Origin of the sequence: Rhodococcus sp. NCIMB 12038 (assembly GCF_002165735.1) — a bacterium.
In the GTDB taxonomy this organism is placed as follows: domain Bacteria; phylum Actinomycetota; class Actinomycetes; order Mycobacteriales; family Mycobacteriaceae; genus Rhodococcus_F.
This window is the reverse complement of record NZ_NHML01000007.1, coordinates 212,810-230,887: the sequence shown is the minus strand read 5'-3', so window position 1 is coordinate 230,887 and position 18,078 is coordinate 212,810. Positions and strand designations below refer to the sequence as shown.

Genomic DNA, 18,078 nt, shown 5'->3' with positions numbered 1-18,078 from the left:
TACTCACGGGCGGCGAAGCCGCCGTGAGTACCATCGGAGTAGATGCCGGAGAGAGTTACACGCCATCCGTCCACCGTGGCCGACTGGAGCGACGACCGCCGCAAGGCGCGACTGCACGCGACACGGCTCGGTCACCGGTGGCAGAAATTCGGCCGCACCAGGCGCTTCCTCGCGGCCGTCGCGCTCGGGACCGTTCCCCTTCTCCTCGCCGGCGGCCAGTACTGGGTTCACGACGTCCAACCCGAACGCCAGCGCCTCGCACTGACCCAGCCGCAGATCCACGAGGTGTACGACGCGCAGTCGCCCGCCGACCACGACACCGCCGTCGTCGACCTCGTCGGGCTGGGCAACAAGGACGCCACCGACACGGCCAGGACGCTGTCCTCGTACGACGGCATCGGGCGGGTCTGGGCGGTCCAGTACGACAACGGCGGCATCGACACCAAGGTGATCAGCGAACTGATCGCCGCCCGCGCCGCCGAGGAGGGGATCGACAACGTCGTCCTGTCCGGGCACAGCATGGGCGGCGTCGTCGCGCTGGAGGTGGCGCAACACATCTACGAGGACACCGACGCCAATCTCATCGGCGTCGTGCTCGACTGCACCCCGGTGGACCTGCACGCCGTCCGGGCCGGGAGCCGGGACAGCGGCGAGGACATGCTGCGGTGGATCGGCTGGCTCCCCGGCGCGCGGGAAAGCCGGACGATGCGCGTGCTGGTGGAGACCGCGGCCCGGCAGAGCAGGTTCCTCGACACGAAGTCGTACTGGTATCCGCACGTCGACGTCGACGAATTCCGCGAGGTCCTCGACGAGGTCCTCACCGAGAAGGTCCTGTCGGAGGACGTCGCGAGCAACGGGCTGATCGAATCGCAGTTCAAGACCATCGTCGCGTCCGGTGCCATCGACAACCTGAAGTCGCTGGCGGTGGAGTCGGACGACAAACCGCGACCGGGGATCGTCTTCGTGCGTCCCCGCGCGGGCTGGATGGACGGTGTGGTCGACGTCGACTACACGCAGAAGATTCTCGTCGAGCAGTCCGGCGGGACCGACGGCGCACTGCTGGTGGCCAAGCTCGACGGCACCGGCCACGCGAACCCGAATCAGCAACCGGTCGCGTACAACGAGGCGATCGTCAAGCGCATCCTGCCGTTCCTCCGCACCACGCTCGACGAGGTGTCGGTCACCAGCGACGCGGCGGGCGGACGGCGGTGACGTCCCGGCCGGGCGTCGTCGCCGTGCGGGACTCCCACGCCCGCGCCAAGAGGATCGCCAGTCCCAGGTACGCCCATCCCGCCAGCACGTCGACGACGTAGTGCTCGCCGCCGTAAACCAGCACGAACGCCATGGCGACCGGGTACGCGACCAGCAGCGCGCGCAACGACAGATTCCTCGCGAACGGCCACAACGCGACCGCGACCATCAGCGCGAACGCCGCGTGCAGCGACGGCAGCGCGGCGACCGGATTGCTCTGCGCCTCCAGCCACCGCGTGCTGACGTCCGTGGGGACGACACCGAATCCGAAACCCGCGACACGGCCCACGCTGCCGGAGATCACATCCCCCTCGGCGGCCAGCCACGGCGGGACCGACGGCAGCAGAATGTACGTGACGAGGCCGAGATACGACAGCAACAGCACCCGCCGCATGTACCCCGACCACACGTCGCGCGAGTATGCGTAGAAGACGGCCGCGACCACCCACGGCACGATGAAGTGGCTGGTGTAGACGATTCCGGTGAGCAGGGTCCACCACGGCAGCGCACCCGTCGGTGGCAGCAGATGCTGCTGCAACCAGACCGTGGGGACGGTGCCGCCGAAGAGCCAGCGCTCCACGGACACCAGTTCCTGCGCCCGCACCGGCATCCCGAGGTGGTGGGCGACCCCCCGGCTGAGGTCGTAGACGACGAGAGCGGCGATGAGCGGCAACCAATCCCACACGACACGCACATGGTCCCGCCACGGCCGGTCGATCGTGAACGCGATCAGTCCCACGACGATCCACGTCGCCTGGTAGATGCGGTCGGTGGGCAGCCCCAGCGTGAAGATCGTGACCACCAGCGCGAGCAGGTACGCGACCCAAACTGCTCGGCGACAACCCGTGAGCACTTGTCAACCGCCCGACGTTAACAAGTACTCACGGGGGCGGCATCACCGTGCCTGCCTGCCCCGGCGGCGAAGCGTGCGGCACCCTCGATCGTCCCGTTGGCCAGAGAGATTGCGCCGTGCCGGAATTCGTTGAGCAGCGCCTGATCTTCGGTGAGCCCGGACTGCTCGAGCAGCGACAACCGGTCCTGCCGCAGGCACACCTGGGGCAGGCCGGCGATCTCGGCGGCCAGTTGCCGGGCCGCGGTGAGAGCGTCGCCCGCCGCGACCTTCCGGTTGATCAGCCCGATGCTCAGGGCCTCGTCGGCGTCGACGGGCCGCCCGGTGAGGACGAGGTCCATCGCGCGACTCTCCCCGATGAGCCGCGGCAGGCGGACGGTTCCGCCGTCGATGAGCGGCACGCCCCAACGGCGGCAGAACACACCGAGGACGGCGTCCGCGCCTGCGACCCGCAGGTCGGCCCACAACGCGAGTTCGAGTCCGCCCGCCACCGCGTGCCCGTCGATCGCGGCGATCACCGGTTTCGACAACCGCATCCGGGAGATGCCCATCGGAGCGTCGCCGTCGGGCGCCACCCGATTCCCGGTTCCGGAACTGATGGCCTTGAGATCAGCTCCGGCGCAAAAGGTTCCGCCCTCGCCGTGCAGCACGGCGACGCACGCGTCCTCGTCCGCGTCGAAGGCACGGAAGGCGTCGGCAAGCGCCTCGGCGGTGGGCCGGTCGACAGCGTTGCGCACTTCGGGCCGGTTCAGGCTGATCGTCGTGACCGGGCCGTCCTTGCGGACGAATACCAAATCGGAAGTCATCGAGTGCGCCTTTCCTCGCTGGTGTGGCCGACGCTAGCACCCTTGACGGAAGAACGGAACGGGTGTTCACTTCTTTGTTATGGCCTATCGGCGCACCCCCGCGGTCCAGGAACGCCTGGACGCTCTCCGCACCACCCTCATCGACTCCGCGATCGGGCTGATCGCCCGCCACGGCTACGCCGGGTGCTCGATCTCCGCGGTCGCGGCCGGGGCCGGGGTCGGCACCGGCACCGTCTACCGGCACTTCTCGAACAAGGGCGAACTGTTCGCGGAGGTCTTCCGCATCGTCTGCAGCCGGGAGGTGAGCGCCGCCGTCGAATCCGGCAACGCGGCCCGGGCCGCCGAGGGCCGCTGCGTCGCCGCGGTGTCCGCCTCCGTCGGCACGTTCGCCGAACGCGCCCTGCGCGCACCCGTCCTGGCATACGCGCTGCTCGTCGAACCCGTCGACCCGCAGGTCGACACCGAACGTCTCCTGTTCCGTGAGTCGTTCCGGGACGCACTCGCCGTCGCGATCGCCGGCGCCGTCGAGGCCGGGGAAATCCCGGACCAGGACGCGTCGGTCACCGCCGCCTGCATCGTCGGAGCCATCGGCGAGGCACTGATCCTGCCCCTCGCCCGCGGCGCCGCCGACGCCGCGATCATCCCCGCCCTACTCACCTTCACCCTTCGATCCCTCGGGAGCCCGACATGAGTGCCACACACGAGGTCGTCAACCAGGTGCCGCCCCTGATCAACTTCGACGCCGCCGACTACGCACCGATTCTCGAAGCGCTGCAACGCGAAGGCGCACACGACGCGCTCGAGGAACTGCACGACGTCGGACGCCTCGCCGGGAGCGAGGAGGCGCAGCGCTGGGGCGACCTCGCCGAAGCGCACCCTCCCGTCCTGCGCACCCACGACCGCTACGGCAATCGCGTCGACGAGGTCGAGTACGACCCCGCCTACCACCAGCTGATGACCACCGCCGTCGAGATGGGCCTGCACGGCGCACCGTGGGCCGACCCGCACCCGCGGGCCCACCTGGTCCGGGCCGCGAAGATGGCGGTGTGGGGCCAGGTCGACGCCGGTCACGGCTGCCCGATCTCCATGACGTACGCCGTCGTTCCCGCCCTGCGACACGATCGGGCGCTCGCGGAACAGTACGAACCGTTGCTCACCGCACGGGTCTACGATCCCGCCCTGCACCCTCCCCTGACGAAGGCCGGCCTGATCGCCGGCATGTCGATGACGGAGAAGCAGGGCGGTTCCGACGTCCGCGCGGGCACTACCCGCGCCGTGCCGCAGTCCGACGGCAGCTATCTGCTGACCGGGCACAAGTGGTTCACGTCGGCGCCGATGTCCGACGTGTTCCTGGTGCTGGCCCAGGCGCCCGGCGGACTGTCGTGCTTCTTCCTGCCCAGGGTCCTGCCGGACGGCACCCGCAACCGAATGCACCTGCAGCGCCTCAAGGACAAGCTCGGCAACCACTCCAACGCCAGCAGCGAGGTCGAGTACGACGAGGCGGCGGCCTGGCTCGTCGGCGAGGAAGGTCGCGGGGTCCCGACGATCATCGAGATGGTCAACATGACCCGCCTCGACTGCACGATCGGCACGGCCACCGGCATGCGGGTCGGCACGGCGCAGGCCGCGCACCACGCCGTCCACCGCAGCGCGTTCGGCGCCCACCTGGTGGATCAGCCGCTGATGCGCAACGTGCTCGCCGACCTCGCCGTCGAGTCGGAGGCCGCCACGACCGTCGCGCTGTGGCTGGCCGCGCTCACCGACCGGGCGACCGCGGGCGACGAGCGCGCCAACACGCTCCGCCGCATCTCGCTGTCGGTCAGCAAGTATTTCGTCTGCAAGCGCGGGCCGATCCACGCCGCCGAGGCCCTGGAATGCCTGGGCGGCAACGGGTATGTGGAGGAATCCCGGATGCCGCGGCTGTACCGGGAGGCGCCGCTGCTGTCGGTGTGGGAGGGCTCCGGCAACGTCGCCGCCCTGGACACCCTGCGGGCGATGGCCAAACAGCCGGAGACCCTTCAGGTGTTCTTCGACGAACTCGACTCGACCGCGGGCGCCGACGCGCGACTCGACGCCGCCGTCGCGAAACTGAAGTCCAGTTTCGGCGACGTCGACACGCTCCAGCACCGGGCCCGCCGCGTCGTCGGCGACATGGCACTCGCCCTGCAGGGTTCGCTGCTCGTCCGGAACGGGCACCCCGCGGTCGCCGACGCGTTCTGTGTCAGCCGACTGTCCGGCGACTGGGGCACCGTGTTCGGGACGCTGCCGACGGGTGTCGACACCGCCTCCATCATCGATCGCGCCACCCCCAAGGTGGGAGCGTGACCGGGCACGACGATCACGCGGGCACCCGTCCGGCCGCCTGGCGCGACGGCTGGGACGAGGGCGCGGACTCCCTGTTCGCGGGTCGTGAACACGATCGAGTCGAGGACAGAACCGAGTACCGGACCCTCACCTACGAGGTGACCGGCCGCATCGCCCGGATCACGTTCGACCGGCCGGAGCACGGCAACGCGATCACCGCCGACACCCCGCTCGAACTCGCCGCGACCGTCGAACGGGCCGACCTCGATCCCCGCGTCCACGTGATCCTGCTGTCGGGCCGGGGGAAGGGATTCTGCGGCGGATACGACCTGGGCGTCTTCGCCGAGAACGGCGGCGGCAGCGACGACCCGGGCGTCACGACGGGCACCGTCCTCGATCCGATCGTGCAGGCGCGCAACCACAATCCGCTCGCCAACTGGGATCCGATGGCCGACTACGCCATGATGAGCCGGTTCAACCGCGGTTTCGCGAGCCTGCTGCACGCGAACAAGCCGACGGTCGCGAAGATCCACGGATTCTGCGTGGCGGGCGGCACCGACATCGCGCTGTACTGCGACCAGATCGTCGCCGCGGACGACACGAAGATCGGTTACCCGCCGACCCGGGTGTGGGGCGTGCCCGCCGCCGGCATGTGGGCGCACCGCCTCGGCGACCAGCGGGCGAAACGACTCCTCCTCACCGGCGACTGCATCACCGGACGGCAGGCCGCCGACTGGGGACTCGCCGTGGAGTCGGCGCCCGCGGACGAACTCGACCGCCGCACCGAGGACCTCGTCGAGCGGATCGCGCAGATGCCGATCAACCAGTTGATGATGGTCAAACTCGCGCTGAACAGCGCACTGCTCGCGCAGGGCGTCGCCAACTCGACGATGGTGAGCACCGTCTTCGACGGCGTGTCCCGGCACACCCGCGAGGGGTACGCGTTCCAATTGCGCTCGGCCACCGCCGGATTCCGGGAGGCCGTCCGCGAACGCGACGAGCCGTTCGGCGATCACAAGCAGTCCCGGCCGAGACCCTGATCTGCGACGCGTCTCACGGTTCGGTGCGCGCGGACGCGGCGGCGGCCCGTGCCATGAGCAGGTTGCGTTCACGCCGGGTGGGTGCGGTGGCCGCGGCGTCCTCGAGTGTCCGGGCTGCCTCCTCGTAGCGGCCGAGGCGTTCGAGAACTTCGCCTCGCACGGCGCCGTACAGATGGAGACGGGCCAGCCGGGGATCGTCCCCGACCGCGTCGAGGGCGGCCAGCGCCGCGTCCGGACCGTCCGAATGCAGCAGCGCCACCGCGCGATTGAGCTCCACCACGGGCGACGGCGCCACCTGCGCCAGCGCGTCGTACAGTGCGACGATCGCCTCCCAGTCGGTGTCCTCGAACCGAGACGCCCGGGCATGACACCCGGCGATCGCGGCCTGCAGCGAGTAGGGGCCGAGCGGGCGGCCCAGCGCGACGGCCCGCTCCAGCGCGGCGTTCCCGTGCTTCAGCAGGATACGGTCCCACCGCGACCGGTCCTGATCCTGCAACAGGATCGGCTCACCGCCCGGGCCAAGCCGGGCGGCGAACCGCGACGCCTGCAACTCGGTCAGCGCCACCAGTCCGTGCACCTCGGGCTCACCCGGCAGCAGTCCGGCGAGGACCCGGGCGAGCCGCATCGCCTCGGCGGCCAGATCACGTCGTATCCAGTTCTCACCCGACGTGGCCGAGTAGCCCTCGTTGAACACCAGATAGACCACCTCGAGCACCGCCGACAGTCGCGCCGGAAGTTCCTCGCGCGACGGCACCTCGAACGGCACCTTCGCCTCCGACAGCGTCCGCTTGGCCCTGCTGATCCGCTGCCCCATCGTCGCCGACGGCACCAGGAACGCCCGCGCGATCTCGTCCGTCCGCAGCCCGCCCACCAGCCGCAGTGTCAACGCCACCCGCGACTCCCGGGGAAGCACCGGATGACAGGCCACGAACACCAGCGCAAGCAGGTCGTCCTCCACACCCTCGACCGCGTCCGGCGCGGGCATCGCGCTCGGTTGCTGCGCCGACGGGTCGACGGCGATCTGCGTGTACTTCGACTGCTGCGACCGCTCACGGCGGATCCGATCGATCGCCTTGTGCTTGGCCGTCGCCGTCAGCCACGCACCCGGATTGTCCGGGACGCCGTCCCGCGGCCACTGCTCCAGCGCCAGCACGAACGCGTCCTGCGCGATCTCCTCGGCAGTGCCGACATCACGGACGAGACGGGTGAGGGACGCGATGAGCCGCGGCGACTCCATCCGCCACACCGCCTCGACCGTGCGCCGCGCGTCCATGTCAGCGGTCGGGGTGCTGCTCGCGGATCCGCGCCGCGAGCGCCTCTTCCCGCTCCCGCAATTCCGGCGTGAACTCGTCCCCGAAGTCGTCCGACTCGAAGATCGGCCGCACCTCGATCAGCTGTCGCATTCCGGTGCCGGGGTCGGCGGGGCACTTCTTCACCCACTCGATCGCCTCCTCGAGGGACCGCACCTCCCAGATCCAGAAGCCCGCGACGATCTCCTTCGACTCCGTGAACGGGCCGTCGACCACCGACGTCGTGCCGCCCTCGAACACCACTCGCGCCCCGGCGCTGGTCGGCTTCAGGCCCTGCCCGTCGAGCATGATCCCGGCGTTCACCAGGTCTTCGTTGTACGCGCTCATCGCGGCGAGCATCGCCTCCGTCGGGGCGATCTTGTCTTCGTCGGCTCCGGCACCCTCGATCATCACCATGACCCGCATGATTTCCTCCTCGATTGTGGTCGGTCCCGGCTTCTGCCTGGACTCACACGGTACGTCGAACGACGGGCTCCGATTTCGACATCAGCCGTGAGTACTTGTTAACCGCCGGCGGTTAACAAGTACTCACGGGGGCGATTGCAACACGATGCAACGCTTGCCGGTCAGCCTCGACCGGCGTGTGCTGTATGTCACATACCGAGCGAAGGAGAGGTACATGACACAGACGGTCCAGCCGGCCGAGGTGCAGACGACCCTGACCCCCCAGGAACGCGTCGACCTGTGGTTGGCGAGCTTCGAGTCCGCTCTCGCCGCGCGCGACGTCGATCGCGCCGCGGGCATGTTCGCCGTCGACAGTTTCTGGCGGGACCTGGTGGCGTTCACCTGGAACCTCAAGACCGTCGAGGGACGCGACGCCGTCGCCGCGATGCTGCACGCACGTCTCGACGACACCGACCCGACGAACTTCCGCACCACCGAGACCCCGGACGAGGCCGACGGCGTCACGTCTGCGTGGATCGAATTCGAGACGGCGACCGGACGGGGCAAGGGGCACCTGCGGCTGAAGGACGACGAGGCGTGGACGTTCCTCACCACCATGCAGGAGTTGAAGGGCCACGAGGAGCGCCGGGGACGGAACCGCGTCAAGGGGGCGGTCCACGGTTCCGGCGGTGACACCCAGAGTTGGGCGGAGAAGCGGGAGATCGAGGAGCGGGAACTCGGCTACACCCGGCAGCCGTACGTTCTCGTGATCGGCGGTGGCCAGGGCGGCATCGCGCTCGGCGCGCGGTTGCGCCAACTCGGCGTCCCCGCCATCGTCGTCGACAAGAACGAACGCCCCGGCGACCAGTGGCGCAATCGGTACAAGTCGCTGTGCCTGCACGACCCGGTCTGGTACGACCACCTGCCGTACATGCCGTTCCCGGACAACTGGCCGGTGTTCGCGCCGAAGGACAAGATCGGCGACTGGCTCGAGATGTACACGAAGGTGATGGAGATTCCGTACTGGGCGTCCACCACGTGCACGTCTGCGAAGTTCGACGAAGAGACGAAGGAGTGGACCGTCGTCCTCGACCGCGACGGCGAGGAGGTGGTGCTGCACCCGAAGCAGTTGGTGCTCGCCACCGGCATGTCGGGCAAACCGAACGTTCCGACGTTCCCCGGCCAGGACGTCTTCCGCGGCGAGCAGCACCATTCGAGCCGGCACCCCGGCCCGGACGCCTACGTGGGGAAGCGCGTCGTCGTCGTGGGAGCCAACAACTCGGCGCACGACATCTGCAAGGCGCTCTTCGAGACCGGCGCCGACGTGACGATGCTGCAACGGTCGTCCACGCACATCGTGAAGTCGGATTCGCTGATGGACCTCGGCCTCGGCGACCTCTACTCGGAGCGCGCGCTCGCGGCGGGCATGACGACGGAGAAGGCAGACCTCACGTTCGCGTCGCTGCCGTACAAGATCATGCACGAGTTCCAGATCCCGGTGTATCAGAAGATCGCCGAACGGGACAAAGACTTCTACGCGCGACTCGAAAAGGCCGGCTTCAAGCTCGATTTCGGTGACGACGGGTCCGGTCTGTTCATGAAGTACCTGCGCCGCGGTTCCGGCTACTACATCGACGTCGGCGCGTCCGAACTCGTCGCGGACGGCAGCATCCACCTGGTGTCCGGGCAGGTCGACCACCTCAGCGAGGACGCCGTGGTTCTCACCGACGGCACCGAGTTGCCTGCCGACCTCGTCGTCTACGCCACCGGCTACGGGTCGATGAACGGCTGGGCCGCCGACCTCATGGGCCAGGACGTGGCCGACAAGGTCGGAAAGTGCTGGGGTCTCGGCTCCGACACCACCAAGGATCCCGGGCCGTGGGAAGGCGAACAGCGCAACATGTGGAAGCCCACCCAGCAGGAAGCGCTGTGGTTCCACGGCGGCAACCTGCACCAGTCGCGGCACTACTCGCTGTACCTCGCCCTGCAACTCAAGGCGCGGCACGAGGAGATCCCAACACCGGTGTACGGGCTGCAGGAGGTGCATCACCTCAGCTGATCGGCGACGACGTATCGCGGGCGCCTCGCATCGTGCGGGGCGCCCGCATGCGCATTGTGTGCGCGACCAAAACCGGTGTGCGGCGGATCGTTACCTCGCCTCGAGAACCCCGGTCATCTGTTTGACGGTCTTGGCCGCGAGCACCTCGAACGCGAGGCGGGCGGCGGGGTCCGCGACGCGCGCCAGACCGGTGAATTCGAGATGCGCGCGGTAGGTGATCGACGTCGAGGCGTCGTCCACCTTCTCGAACGACAGGTCGTCCGACGTGATCGCGGTTCCGTTGCGACCCTCGAACACGACGTGATCGGGGTCGTCGCGGGTCATGCGGTAGGTGAGTTCGGTGGTGCGCCCGAAGAACGAGGACACGTTGTGCCATTCGGTGCCCACCGCCACCGGACCGGGGGTGGTCTGCTCGCACTTCTCGGTCCCGGGATCCCAGGCCGTGGTGTTCGCGAAGTCACGCAGGTACGCGACGACTTCCCCGAGCGGTGAGGCGACGGTGAACGTTCTGCTGACGTCGGCCACGCGGGCCTCCTATGCGCAGTCGCGGCAGATCAGCTGCCCGCCCTCTTCGGACGCGAGACGCGACCGATGATGGACGAGGAAGCAACTGCTGCAGGTGAATTCGTCGGCCCTCTTCGGGATGACGCGGACCGTGAGTTCCTCACCGGACAGGTCGGCGCCGGGCAGTTCGAAGGACTCCGCCGTGTCGGTCTCCTCGACGTCGACGACGGACGACTGCGAGTCGTTCCTCCGTGTCTTCAGTTCTTCGAGCGAGTCCGCGGCGAGTTCGTCGTCGACGGTAACCCGTGGTGCGTCGTAGTCGGTTGCCATGACTTCCTCCCTTTGGCTCATGTTCCCCGCGTCGTGAAATTCCACACTTGCGGGGCACGGTTGCTAGACAACGCACCGATCCCGCATTTTGTTCCCGGGCGGCCACAGCTAGCTCTGTGATTGCGGGATGCCCGTTCCGGGTACCACTCAATCAGCCGATCGGAAGGTGGTCTGTCGATGGCGAGTGCGCGCGACGAGCACGGCAATCCTGTGCCCGACCCGGAGCCGGTGCCGCCGTCACCGGGCCCACCTCCCGTGCCGCCGACGCCGACTCCGCCCCATCCGTTTCCGCCGGAGCCGGGTCCGGAACCCGCACCGCCCGAGCCGGGACCGCAGCCGGGTCCCCCGGGGCCGACGCCGCCTCCGGGGCCGCCGATTCCGGAGCCGACTCCCCCGTATCCGCCGCAGATGCACAGCCGCTGAGCAAGTCCCTGCAGGTCAGCGTGCTCGTCCGGCAGCGAAGACGGCGCCGAATGCTCGTCGAACCGGCCTGACCGTTCACTCCGACTCGTCTTCGAGGCGGGTGAGCGCGACCAGCGTCCGGACCCCGTGCACCATGGCGCGTTCGTCGAGGTTGAACCCCGGCTGGTGCAGCTCCTGGGGTGTGCCGGTGCCGTCCCACACGCCGAGCCTGGCCATCGCGCCCGGGACCTTCTCGAGGTACCAGGCGAAGTCCTCGCCGCCGCTGGACTGATGGGCCTCCCCCAGGTGGTCGAAGCCGACGACCGATTCGATCGCCTCCCGCAGGTCGGCGGTGCAGTCGGGATCGTTGACGACGGGCGGGACGCCTTGCCGGTAGGAGAGTTCGTACCGCACGTTGTACGGGGCGAGCAGGTGGCAGATCGCGTCCGTGACCAGCGGTTCGAGCAAGGCCCACGTCTCGCGGGACGCGCTGCGCAGAGTCCCGACCAGTTCACCCGACTCGGGCACGGAGTTCGCGACCTGCCCCGCGGCCACCTTGCCCCAGGTGAGGACCGTCGCGGTGCGGGCGTCGACGCGTCGGTCGAGCACGGACGCGAGCCCCGTCACCAGGACGGCGGCGGCGTGGATCAGATCCCCGGTCAGGTGCGGTCGCGCAGTGTGCCCACCCGCCGACCACAACCGCACGGTGACGGAGTCGTTGGACGACGTGATCGGCCCGGTCCGGGTGGCGAGCTTGCCGACTTCGAGATGCGGGTCGCAGTGCAGTGCGAAGATCTTCGCCACCCCGTCGAGTGCTCCCGCGGCGATCGTGTCGACGGAACCGCCGGGTGTCGTCTCCTCGGCGGGTTGGAAGATCAGCCGGACCCGGGTCGCCGGCGGGTGCCTGACGAGGACCGACGCCGCCCCCATCAGCATCGTGGTGTGTGCGTCGTGACCGCAGGCGTGCGACACCCCGGGGACCGTCGACTCGAACGGGAGACCCGTCGTCTCGGCGACCGGCAGTGCGTCGAGGTCGGCGCGCAGGGCGACGCATTCACCCGTCTCCGGCCCGAGGTCGCACCACAGGCCGGTGCCGCCGGGCAACATGACGGGTTCGAGTCCGAGACCGACGAGGTGGTTCCGCACGATTCCGGTGGTCCGGCGTTCCTCGAACGACAACTCCGGATGCGCGTGCAGATCCCGGCGCCACTCGATCAGCTTCTTCTCGTCGAGCTCCGTCGACTCCGTCCACGTCATGTCGGCGGTGTCGCCGCGATCCCAGAGCCTGGCGCTCCAATACCGTCGGGTCCGGCGAGCACCGATCGAGGTCGGGCCCGTCTGCGGCGGTGCGGGCGGGGCCTCTACCTCGGGGAGGTGCTCGGTGCGGCCCGCCGTCTCCGCGAGCAGCAGGTCGACGACGTCGGTGAGCCGGCCCCGGCGAGCGAGCGCGTGACGTTGCCTCGCGGCGGAACTCCCGTGCGCGGACGCCTCCGCGGACAGCTCCACCACGGTGTCCCAGTCGCCGGTCTGCTCGAGCTGCGGTCGCAGCGAGTTCACGAAGTCGCCGACGAGGTCCGACGCGGGACGCGCCTGCGGGAACCGCACGTCGACGAGGTCTCCCTCCAACCCCGACCGCGCCGCCCGCCACAGCGCAGCCCGCGTCAGGGTCGGGACCACCTCGACGCCCTTGGTCCCGGCGCGCAGACCCTCCACCTCGCGTTCGACGAGCGCCCGGAACAGGGCGGCGACGAGAATGACGGTGTCCAGCCGCGGGCAGCTGTCGCACACCCGCAATTCCAGCGTCGGAAGCTTCACCGACGGCCGGACGTCGAAATACGCCATGCCCGGGTCGCTGATCACCCCGCTCGCAACCAGGTCGTCGATCAGGGCGCTGTACTCGGCGGCCGAGGAGACGGGCGCGGCCGGACCGGTGCTGGGCCAGCGCAACCACAGAAGCGTCCGTGCGCTGGCATAGCCGGTGTCGGCACCGTCGGACCGGAACGGGGAACTCGCGCTGAGCGCCAGGAGGACGGGCATGTGCGGGGCGACGCGGTGCGCGACCTGCACGGCCTCGTCACGGTCGGGGAGGTCGACGTGAACCTGGGTGCCGCAGATCAGCTGCTCACGGGCGAGCATCTGGTAGTCCGCGAGCATCCGCCGGTAGCGCTGCGTCCCCGTCACGTGCATCTCGGCGGGCAGCGCCAACGGCATCGAACCCGCAGCCGCCACCCCGATCCCGAGTCCCTCGGCCGCGTCGATCAGCACCGTCCGGTGCCGCTCCAGATCGCTGCGCAGGCCGTCGAGGTCGGCATACACACCGCTGTTGACCTCGACGACGCACTGCTGGAGTTCGTCGACGTACACGTCGTCGGGAAGTCGTGCCAGCAATTCCGGCGCGCGGGTGGTCAGGCGCCGGGTCTTGCGATCGATGAGATGGAATTCCTCTTCGACCCCCACTTTCCGTGGGTCGCTGACGAGCACGATGGGCCTCTATTTCCCTGTGGCACCCTCGGAATGGTCGAAGAACGCCCAGGTGCCGTCCGGGGGATCGTTCACATCGTTGTTCGCCATGGTCGATGGGTTCCCCGCGGGTCGGGGTCTGAACCATCGGATCGATTATCCCGTCCCGTCACCCATCACCGCGCCCTCGCGCCGCGGGTCCGCGCCGCCGACCCACCCCGAGTCCTGACGCTGCAGCGCACTGAGCCCACTGGACTGCGGCGCGACCGACACCTGGTGACCCATCGCCCGCAGTTGCACGATCAACGGGTCGGCCGCGCCGTCGTTGACCGCGTCGATGTTCGGATGCTCTCCGCCGACACCGGTGACCGGTGTGTTGGCCGCCCCGAAGTCGACCGCCGACACGGCCTGCTGCGGGTTCAGGCCCCAATCCAGCATTCCCACGAGCGTTTTCACGACGAACTGGATGATCACCGAACCTCCCGGTGACCCGGTCGCGAACTGGACGTCGCCGCGTGAACCGTCGCTGCCGCGGTCGAAGACGAGCGTCGGCGCCATCGAACTCCGCGGCCGCTTACCCGGTTCGACGCGGTTGGCGAGGGGCGCGCCGTCGGGGCCGACCGGCTGGGTCGAGAAGTCGGTGAGCTGATTGTTGAGCACGAATCCGTCCGTCATGTGGAACGAGCCGAACGCCGATTCCACCGTCGTCGTCATCGATGCGACGTTGCCGTACTTGTCGGCGATCGAGATGTGGCTGGTGCCGTGTTCCTTGTCCTGCGGTTGCACGCCGAGCGGAACGGGCCCGAAGTTGCCGGGTTGCGCGGTGCCCATGCTCTTGCCCGGGTCGATGAGGCCGGCCCGCTGCTTCAGGTAGTCCTCGTTCAGCAGTGTGTCGAGGGAATTGCCGGGCAGCGGAACGAAATCGGAGTCCGCGACGTACTTGTCCCGGTCGGCGTACGCCAGTCGCTCGGCCTCGGAGATGAGGTGCACGGCCTCCGCAGTCGGCTTTCCGCCGTTGTCGTCGAGGTTCGTCGGCCCGTACTGCGACAGGTCGAAGTTCTCCAGGATGCCGAGCGTCGCCGCGACCGCGGTGCCACCGGACGAGGGGTTCGGCATGCCGCAGATCTCGTGGTCCCGGTACGGCGTGCACAGCGGTGTCCGCTTCTTCGCCTGATAGTTGGCGAGGTCGTCGAGAGTCATCTGGCCGGGGGTGCGGCCGCCCGACGCGGTCGCCGTCGCGTCGACGATGCCCTGCGCGATGGCCCCGGTGTAGAAGGCGTCCGCGCCGCCGGCGGCGATCGCTCCGAGCGTCTTGGCCATGGCCGGGTTCGTCAGCTTCGTCCCGGCCGGCTTCGGGCTGCCGTCGGGGTTCAGGAAATACGCCTTGGACGGCTCGTCGACGGCCAGGTCGGGCGCGGACTCGGCGATCTGCCCGGCCATCCGCGGGCTGATCTCGAGGCCCTGGTCGGCGAGGGAGATGGCCGGGTCGAACAGTTCCCGCCACGCGTCCCGCCCGTGGTCGCGGTGCGCCATCTCGAGCATCCGCACCACGCCGGGGACGCCGATGGACCGTCCGCTCGCGCGGGCGTCGGGCTTGGGCTCGGTGCGGTCGGTGTCGCTGATCCAGCGGAGGTAGTTCTCCGTCGCGGCCATCGGCGCGACCTCCCGCCCGTCGTACGCCTCGACACTGTTCTGCCCGGCGTCGTAATAGAGCAGGAACGCGCCGCCACCGATTCCGGAGGATTGCGGTTCGACGAGACCGAGAACGGTCTGGGCCACGATCAGCGCGTCGGCGGCCGTCCCGCCGTCCCGGAGTACCTCGCACGCGGCCTGCGTCGACACCGGATTGGCGGTGGAGACCGCGTACGACGCGGTGGTCACGGGCGTCATCCCGGAGCGGTACACGGTGGCGATCTCAGGGTTGGTCGCGAGATTCTGGGTGGTCGGCGCCGGGCCGGGAGGCGGCGGCGCCTTGGACACCGGGGTGCCGTTGGGGACGTCCGCGCACGTGGCCGCCGGATCGCTCTGCGGTTCCTCGTCAGACGAGCACGCAGCCAGCACCCCGACGCAGAGAGCCGCGGCCAACGAGGCCCGAAATACTGTTCCGATTCCCGTCACAGGACCCATCACCGAACCCTAACAGCGGAAATCCGGCGACAACCGGCTAAAGGCGAGGTCCGAAGCGCCGGGTGAGGATTCGGTAGCCGAGTTCGTGAAGGTGGTGGTGCTCGGGCCACCGGTCGCGGGTCCACGCCGGGTCGGTGTGGGCGGCGGTGATCGCGGCGGTCGTGGAGGCGTGCAGGTCGAACTCGAGGTCCCGGCGGAGTTCGGCGACGGCAGCCGGTTCCCGGGCGTCGCCGAGCCGGCCGATCGTCGCGGCCACCTGCTCGTCCGCGTCGCTCAGGATCCGCCGGTACGAACCGGGAAGCACGGTCCACAGCACCACCAGCGCCACCGCGACACCGAGCACGGTCTCGACGAGCCGGTCGCGGGAGACCGTCATCAGGTCCACGTGCGTGCCGCGACTGCCGAGAACCAGGGCGAGCGGGGTGATGAACACCATCGCCAGCCCGTAATTGCGGACGAGGAACGCCTCGATCCCCGCCATCAGGACTGCCACCACGAGCACCAGCACCGCCGCCGGCAGGTCGAGCGACGACAGCACGGCGAGCACGACCAGTCCGAGCACCGTTCCGAAGAACCGGTGCAGCCCGCGGTACGTCCCCAGCACCCGGTCCGGTCCCTGGTGCAGGATCATCGCCGCGGTGATCACCGCCCAGTCGGGCCTGCCGACACCGAACCCCAGCGCCAGGAGACCGGCCGCCGGGCACGCGACCAGCAGTCGCGCGACGATCGTCCAGGACCGGCCCCGCAGATGCGACGCCCGGCGGAGCCGGTAGCGGATCGACGGACGCGGCAGCGGAACCTGCGGCCGCAGGTCGTCGTCGTCCGAGGCATGGTCCGCGTCGACACCGTCCACGGTCGCCGCACACCGCAGATGCGCCGCACGCAACGTGCGGGTCAGCGGGTGATCACGGCCGACGAGGGCGGCGTCGTGGAGGCATTGCCAGGCGGTGTGCAGCGACCGCACCGCGTCCCGCCGGGAACCGGGCGACGACGGGTCGGAGAGTGCAGTGTCTACTGCGGCGACCGCGGTCGCGACCGCGGCACGCTCGGGGGTGCGGGGACGAAAAACCCGCCCCGACATCGACACGAGCAACGCCGACAACGCGCCGGCCGCCGCCCAGACGACCACCTCCGCCACGCCGACACCGAGCGCGGGCAGCGCGGACGCGATCTCCACGGTGAGCAGCGGAAGGAAGGCGCCCGGCGCGCCGAGTCGCAGTCCGTCCACGACGAAGGCGCAGACGGCGACGACCACGGTCATCGTGAGGACGAGCGCCATCCCCCACAGCGCGGACCCGCCCGACGCGGTCGCGTCGTGCACGAACCCGCCGACCGCCGCGCCCACCCCGGCCAGGAGCACCATCACGGCAGCGGCGATCGACACCACCCGCCACCGCACCCGGTATGCCCGGCCCTCGCCGTAGACGACGGCGAACGCCCCCAGGGTGGCGGTCGCCGCGACAGCCGAATGTCCGAGCGCGACCCCCGCCAGCGCGGGCAGGCCCACGGCCACGCCGGCGCGGACCACGCCCGGCCAGCGCCGGCCCAGCTTGGGCACTCCGAGAAGCAAAGACCGTGCCGGGGCCGGTGCAGGGATCGGCACACCGCTATCCCGCGATCCGGTTCCCTGATCCTGCGCACCTACCGACACGACCACTCACCCTACGAGCGGTCGTGTCACTCGAAACAGTCGATGAGGTGCATCTCACGTGCGGTGCGCGGCTCCGATCAGGTGTGTGGGCGGTGGAGCGGGCGTCCGTACTCGGCGGCGAGCAGGCCGAGGGCGGCGGCGCCGGCGAGCAATCCGAAGTCGCGCAGTGCGACGTCGTAGTAGCCGGACAGCGTGAGCAGGTTGACGATGATCCCGGCCAGCCAGGCGACGACGACCCAGGCGCCGATCCGCGGTGCCACGGCGACGAGGATTCCGGCGATCACTTCGATCACGCCGACGACGTACATGCCCTGTTGCGCGGTGCCCGGCAGGATGTCGTCGATCCACGGCGCCAGATATTGGGGCCAGTCGGTGAGCCAGTTCGTGAACTTGTCGAGCCCGAACAGGATCGGTGCCACCGTGAAGACCGTGCGCAGCACGAGAAAGGCCTGGTAGCCGGGTTCGGACAGGGTGTGCGAACCGTGGCTGACCTGGTGGGGTGTGTTGGTAGCCATGATGACTCCTTCTAAAAACTATGTTCTTTGACTATAGAATTCGGCGCGCAATTTAGTCAACGATTCTGAGTTTTACAATGGGCTC

General features: G+C 69.4%; 15 protein-coding genes. 5 read left to right on the top strand and 10 right to left on the bottom strand.

The genetic code is table 11. The features are described from left to right. Positions 1–42 precede the first annotated feature (42 nt). Positions 43–1,212 carry an alpha/beta fold hydrolase gene (locus tag CA951_RS12900; protein ID WP_087557216.1) on the top strand — a complete coding sequence of 390 codons (1,170 nt, stop codon included), beginning with the start codon at positions 43–45 and terminating at the stop codon, positions 1,210–1,212. Here CA951_RS12900 and CA951_RS12895 read toward each other — a convergent pair. Both CA951_RS12895 and CA951_RS12890 read right to left on the bottom strand, forming a co-directional pair. Beyond that, positions 1,181–2,104, bottom strand: a complete 924-nt coding sequence (locus CA951_RS12895) for a phosphatase PAP2 family protein (RefSeq protein WP_087557215.1) — start codon at positions 2,102–2,104, stop codon at positions 1,181–1,183. The two genes, CA951_RS12900 and CA951_RS12895, sit on opposite strands and share 32 nt — an antisense overlap. Before the next feature lie 17 nt (positions 2,105–2,121). Further along, entirely contained in the window at positions 2,122–2,907 is a 786-nt protein-coding gene (locus tag CA951_RS12890; protein ID WP_087557214.1) for a crotonase/enoyl-CoA hydratase family protein, read from the bottom strand. 79 nt (positions 2,908–2,986) lie between these two features. On the opposite strand from CA951_RS12890, the gene CA951_RS12885 reads away from it, so the two are divergent. The 3 genes from CA951_RS12885 to CA951_RS12875 are packed head-to-tail and all read left to right on the top strand — an operon-like array spanning position 2,987 to position 6,251. After that, the gene (locus CA951_RS12885; protein ID WP_087557213.1) at positions 2,987–3,598 is read left to right on the top strand and encodes a TetR/AcrR family transcriptional regulator; all 612 of its coding nucleotides are present in this window, start codon (positions 2,987–2,989) and stop codon (positions 3,596–3,598) included. Then, positions 3,595–5,232, top strand: a complete 1,638-nt coding sequence (locus CA951_RS12880) for an acyl-CoA dehydrogenase family protein (RefSeq protein WP_087557212.1) — start codon at positions 3,595–3,597, stop codon at positions 5,230–5,232. The genes CA951_RS12885 and CA951_RS12880 overlap by 4 nt, the downstream gene beginning before the upstream one ends. Next, positions 5,229–6,251, top strand: a complete 1,023-nt coding sequence (locus tag CA951_RS12875; protein ID WP_087557211.1) for a crotonase/enoyl-CoA hydratase family protein — start codon at positions 5,229–5,231, stop codon at positions 6,249–6,251. The genes CA951_RS12880 and CA951_RS12875 overlap by 4 nt, the downstream gene beginning before the upstream one ends. Before the next feature lie 13 nt (positions 6,252–6,264). Here CA951_RS12875 and CA951_RS12870 read toward each other — a convergent pair whose 3' ends face one another. Both CA951_RS12870 and CA951_RS12865 read right to left on the bottom strand, forming a co-directional pair. Next, positions 6,265–7,524 carry an RNA polymerase sigma factor gene (locus tag CA951_RS12870; protein ID WP_087557210.1) on the bottom strand — a complete coding sequence of 420 codons (1,260 nt, stop codon included), beginning with the start codon at positions 7,522–7,524 and terminating at the stop codon, positions 6,265–6,267. A 1-nt stretch (position 7,525) separates the two neighbouring features. Next, positions 7,526–7,966, bottom strand: a complete 441-nt coding sequence (locus CA951_RS12865; RefSeq protein ID WP_087557209.1) for a YciI family protein — start codon at positions 7,964–7,966, stop codon at positions 7,526–7,528. Positions 7,967–8,180: 214 nt separating this feature from the next. Between CA951_RS12865 and CA951_RS12860 the strand changes: the two genes are divergently transcribed. Next, positions 8,181–10,004: an NAD(P)/FAD-dependent oxidoreductase gene (locus CA951_RS12860; RefSeq protein WP_087557208.1), complete on the top strand. Its 1,824-nt coding sequence runs from the start codon at positions 8,181–8,183 to the stop codon at positions 10,002–10,004. A 90-nt stretch (positions 10,005–10,094) separates the two neighbouring features. Here CA951_RS12860 and CA951_RS12855 read toward each other — a convergent pair whose 3' ends face one another. The 6 genes from CA951_RS12855 to CA951_RS12825 form a co-directional block, all read right to left on the bottom strand. Beyond that, positions 10,095–10,529 (bottom strand): SRPBCC family protein, encoded by a 435-nt coding sequence (locus tag CA951_RS12855; RefSeq protein WP_087557207.1) that lies wholly within the window; start codon positions 10,527–10,529, stop codon positions 10,095–10,097. A 9-nt stretch (positions 10,530–10,538) separates the two neighbouring features. Then, positions 10,539–10,838, bottom strand: coding sequence for a DUF4193 domain-containing protein (locus tag CA951_RS12850; protein WP_073359047.1), 300 nt, complete (start codon positions 10,836–10,838; stop codon positions 10,539–10,541). A gap of 498 nt (positions 10,839–11,336) precedes the next feature. After that, the gene (locus tag CA951_RS12840; protein ID WP_087557205.1) at positions 11,337–13,721 is read right to left on the bottom strand and encodes a glutamate--cysteine ligase; all 2,385 of its coding nucleotides are present in this window, start codon (positions 13,719–13,721) and stop codon (positions 11,337–11,339) included. A 135-nt stretch (positions 13,722–13,856) separates the two neighbouring features. After that, positions 13,857–15,827 (bottom strand): gamma-glutamyltransferase, encoded by a 1,971-nt coding sequence (gene ggt, locus CA951_RS12835; protein ID WP_087557204.1) that lies wholly within the window; start codon positions 15,825–15,827, stop codon positions 13,857–13,859. A gap of 37 nt (positions 15,828–15,864) precedes the next feature. After that, positions 15,865–17,385, bottom strand: a complete 1,521-nt coding sequence (locus CA951_RS12830; protein WP_256973533.1) for an FUSC family protein — start codon at positions 17,383–17,385, stop codon at positions 15,865–15,867. A 170-nt stretch (positions 17,386–17,555) separates the two neighbouring features. Next, positions 17,556–17,993, bottom strand: coding sequence for a DoxX family membrane protein (locus CA951_RS12825; protein WP_087557202.1), 438 nt, complete (start codon positions 17,991–17,993; stop codon positions 17,556–17,558). Positions 17,994–18,078 lie beyond the last annotated feature (85 nt).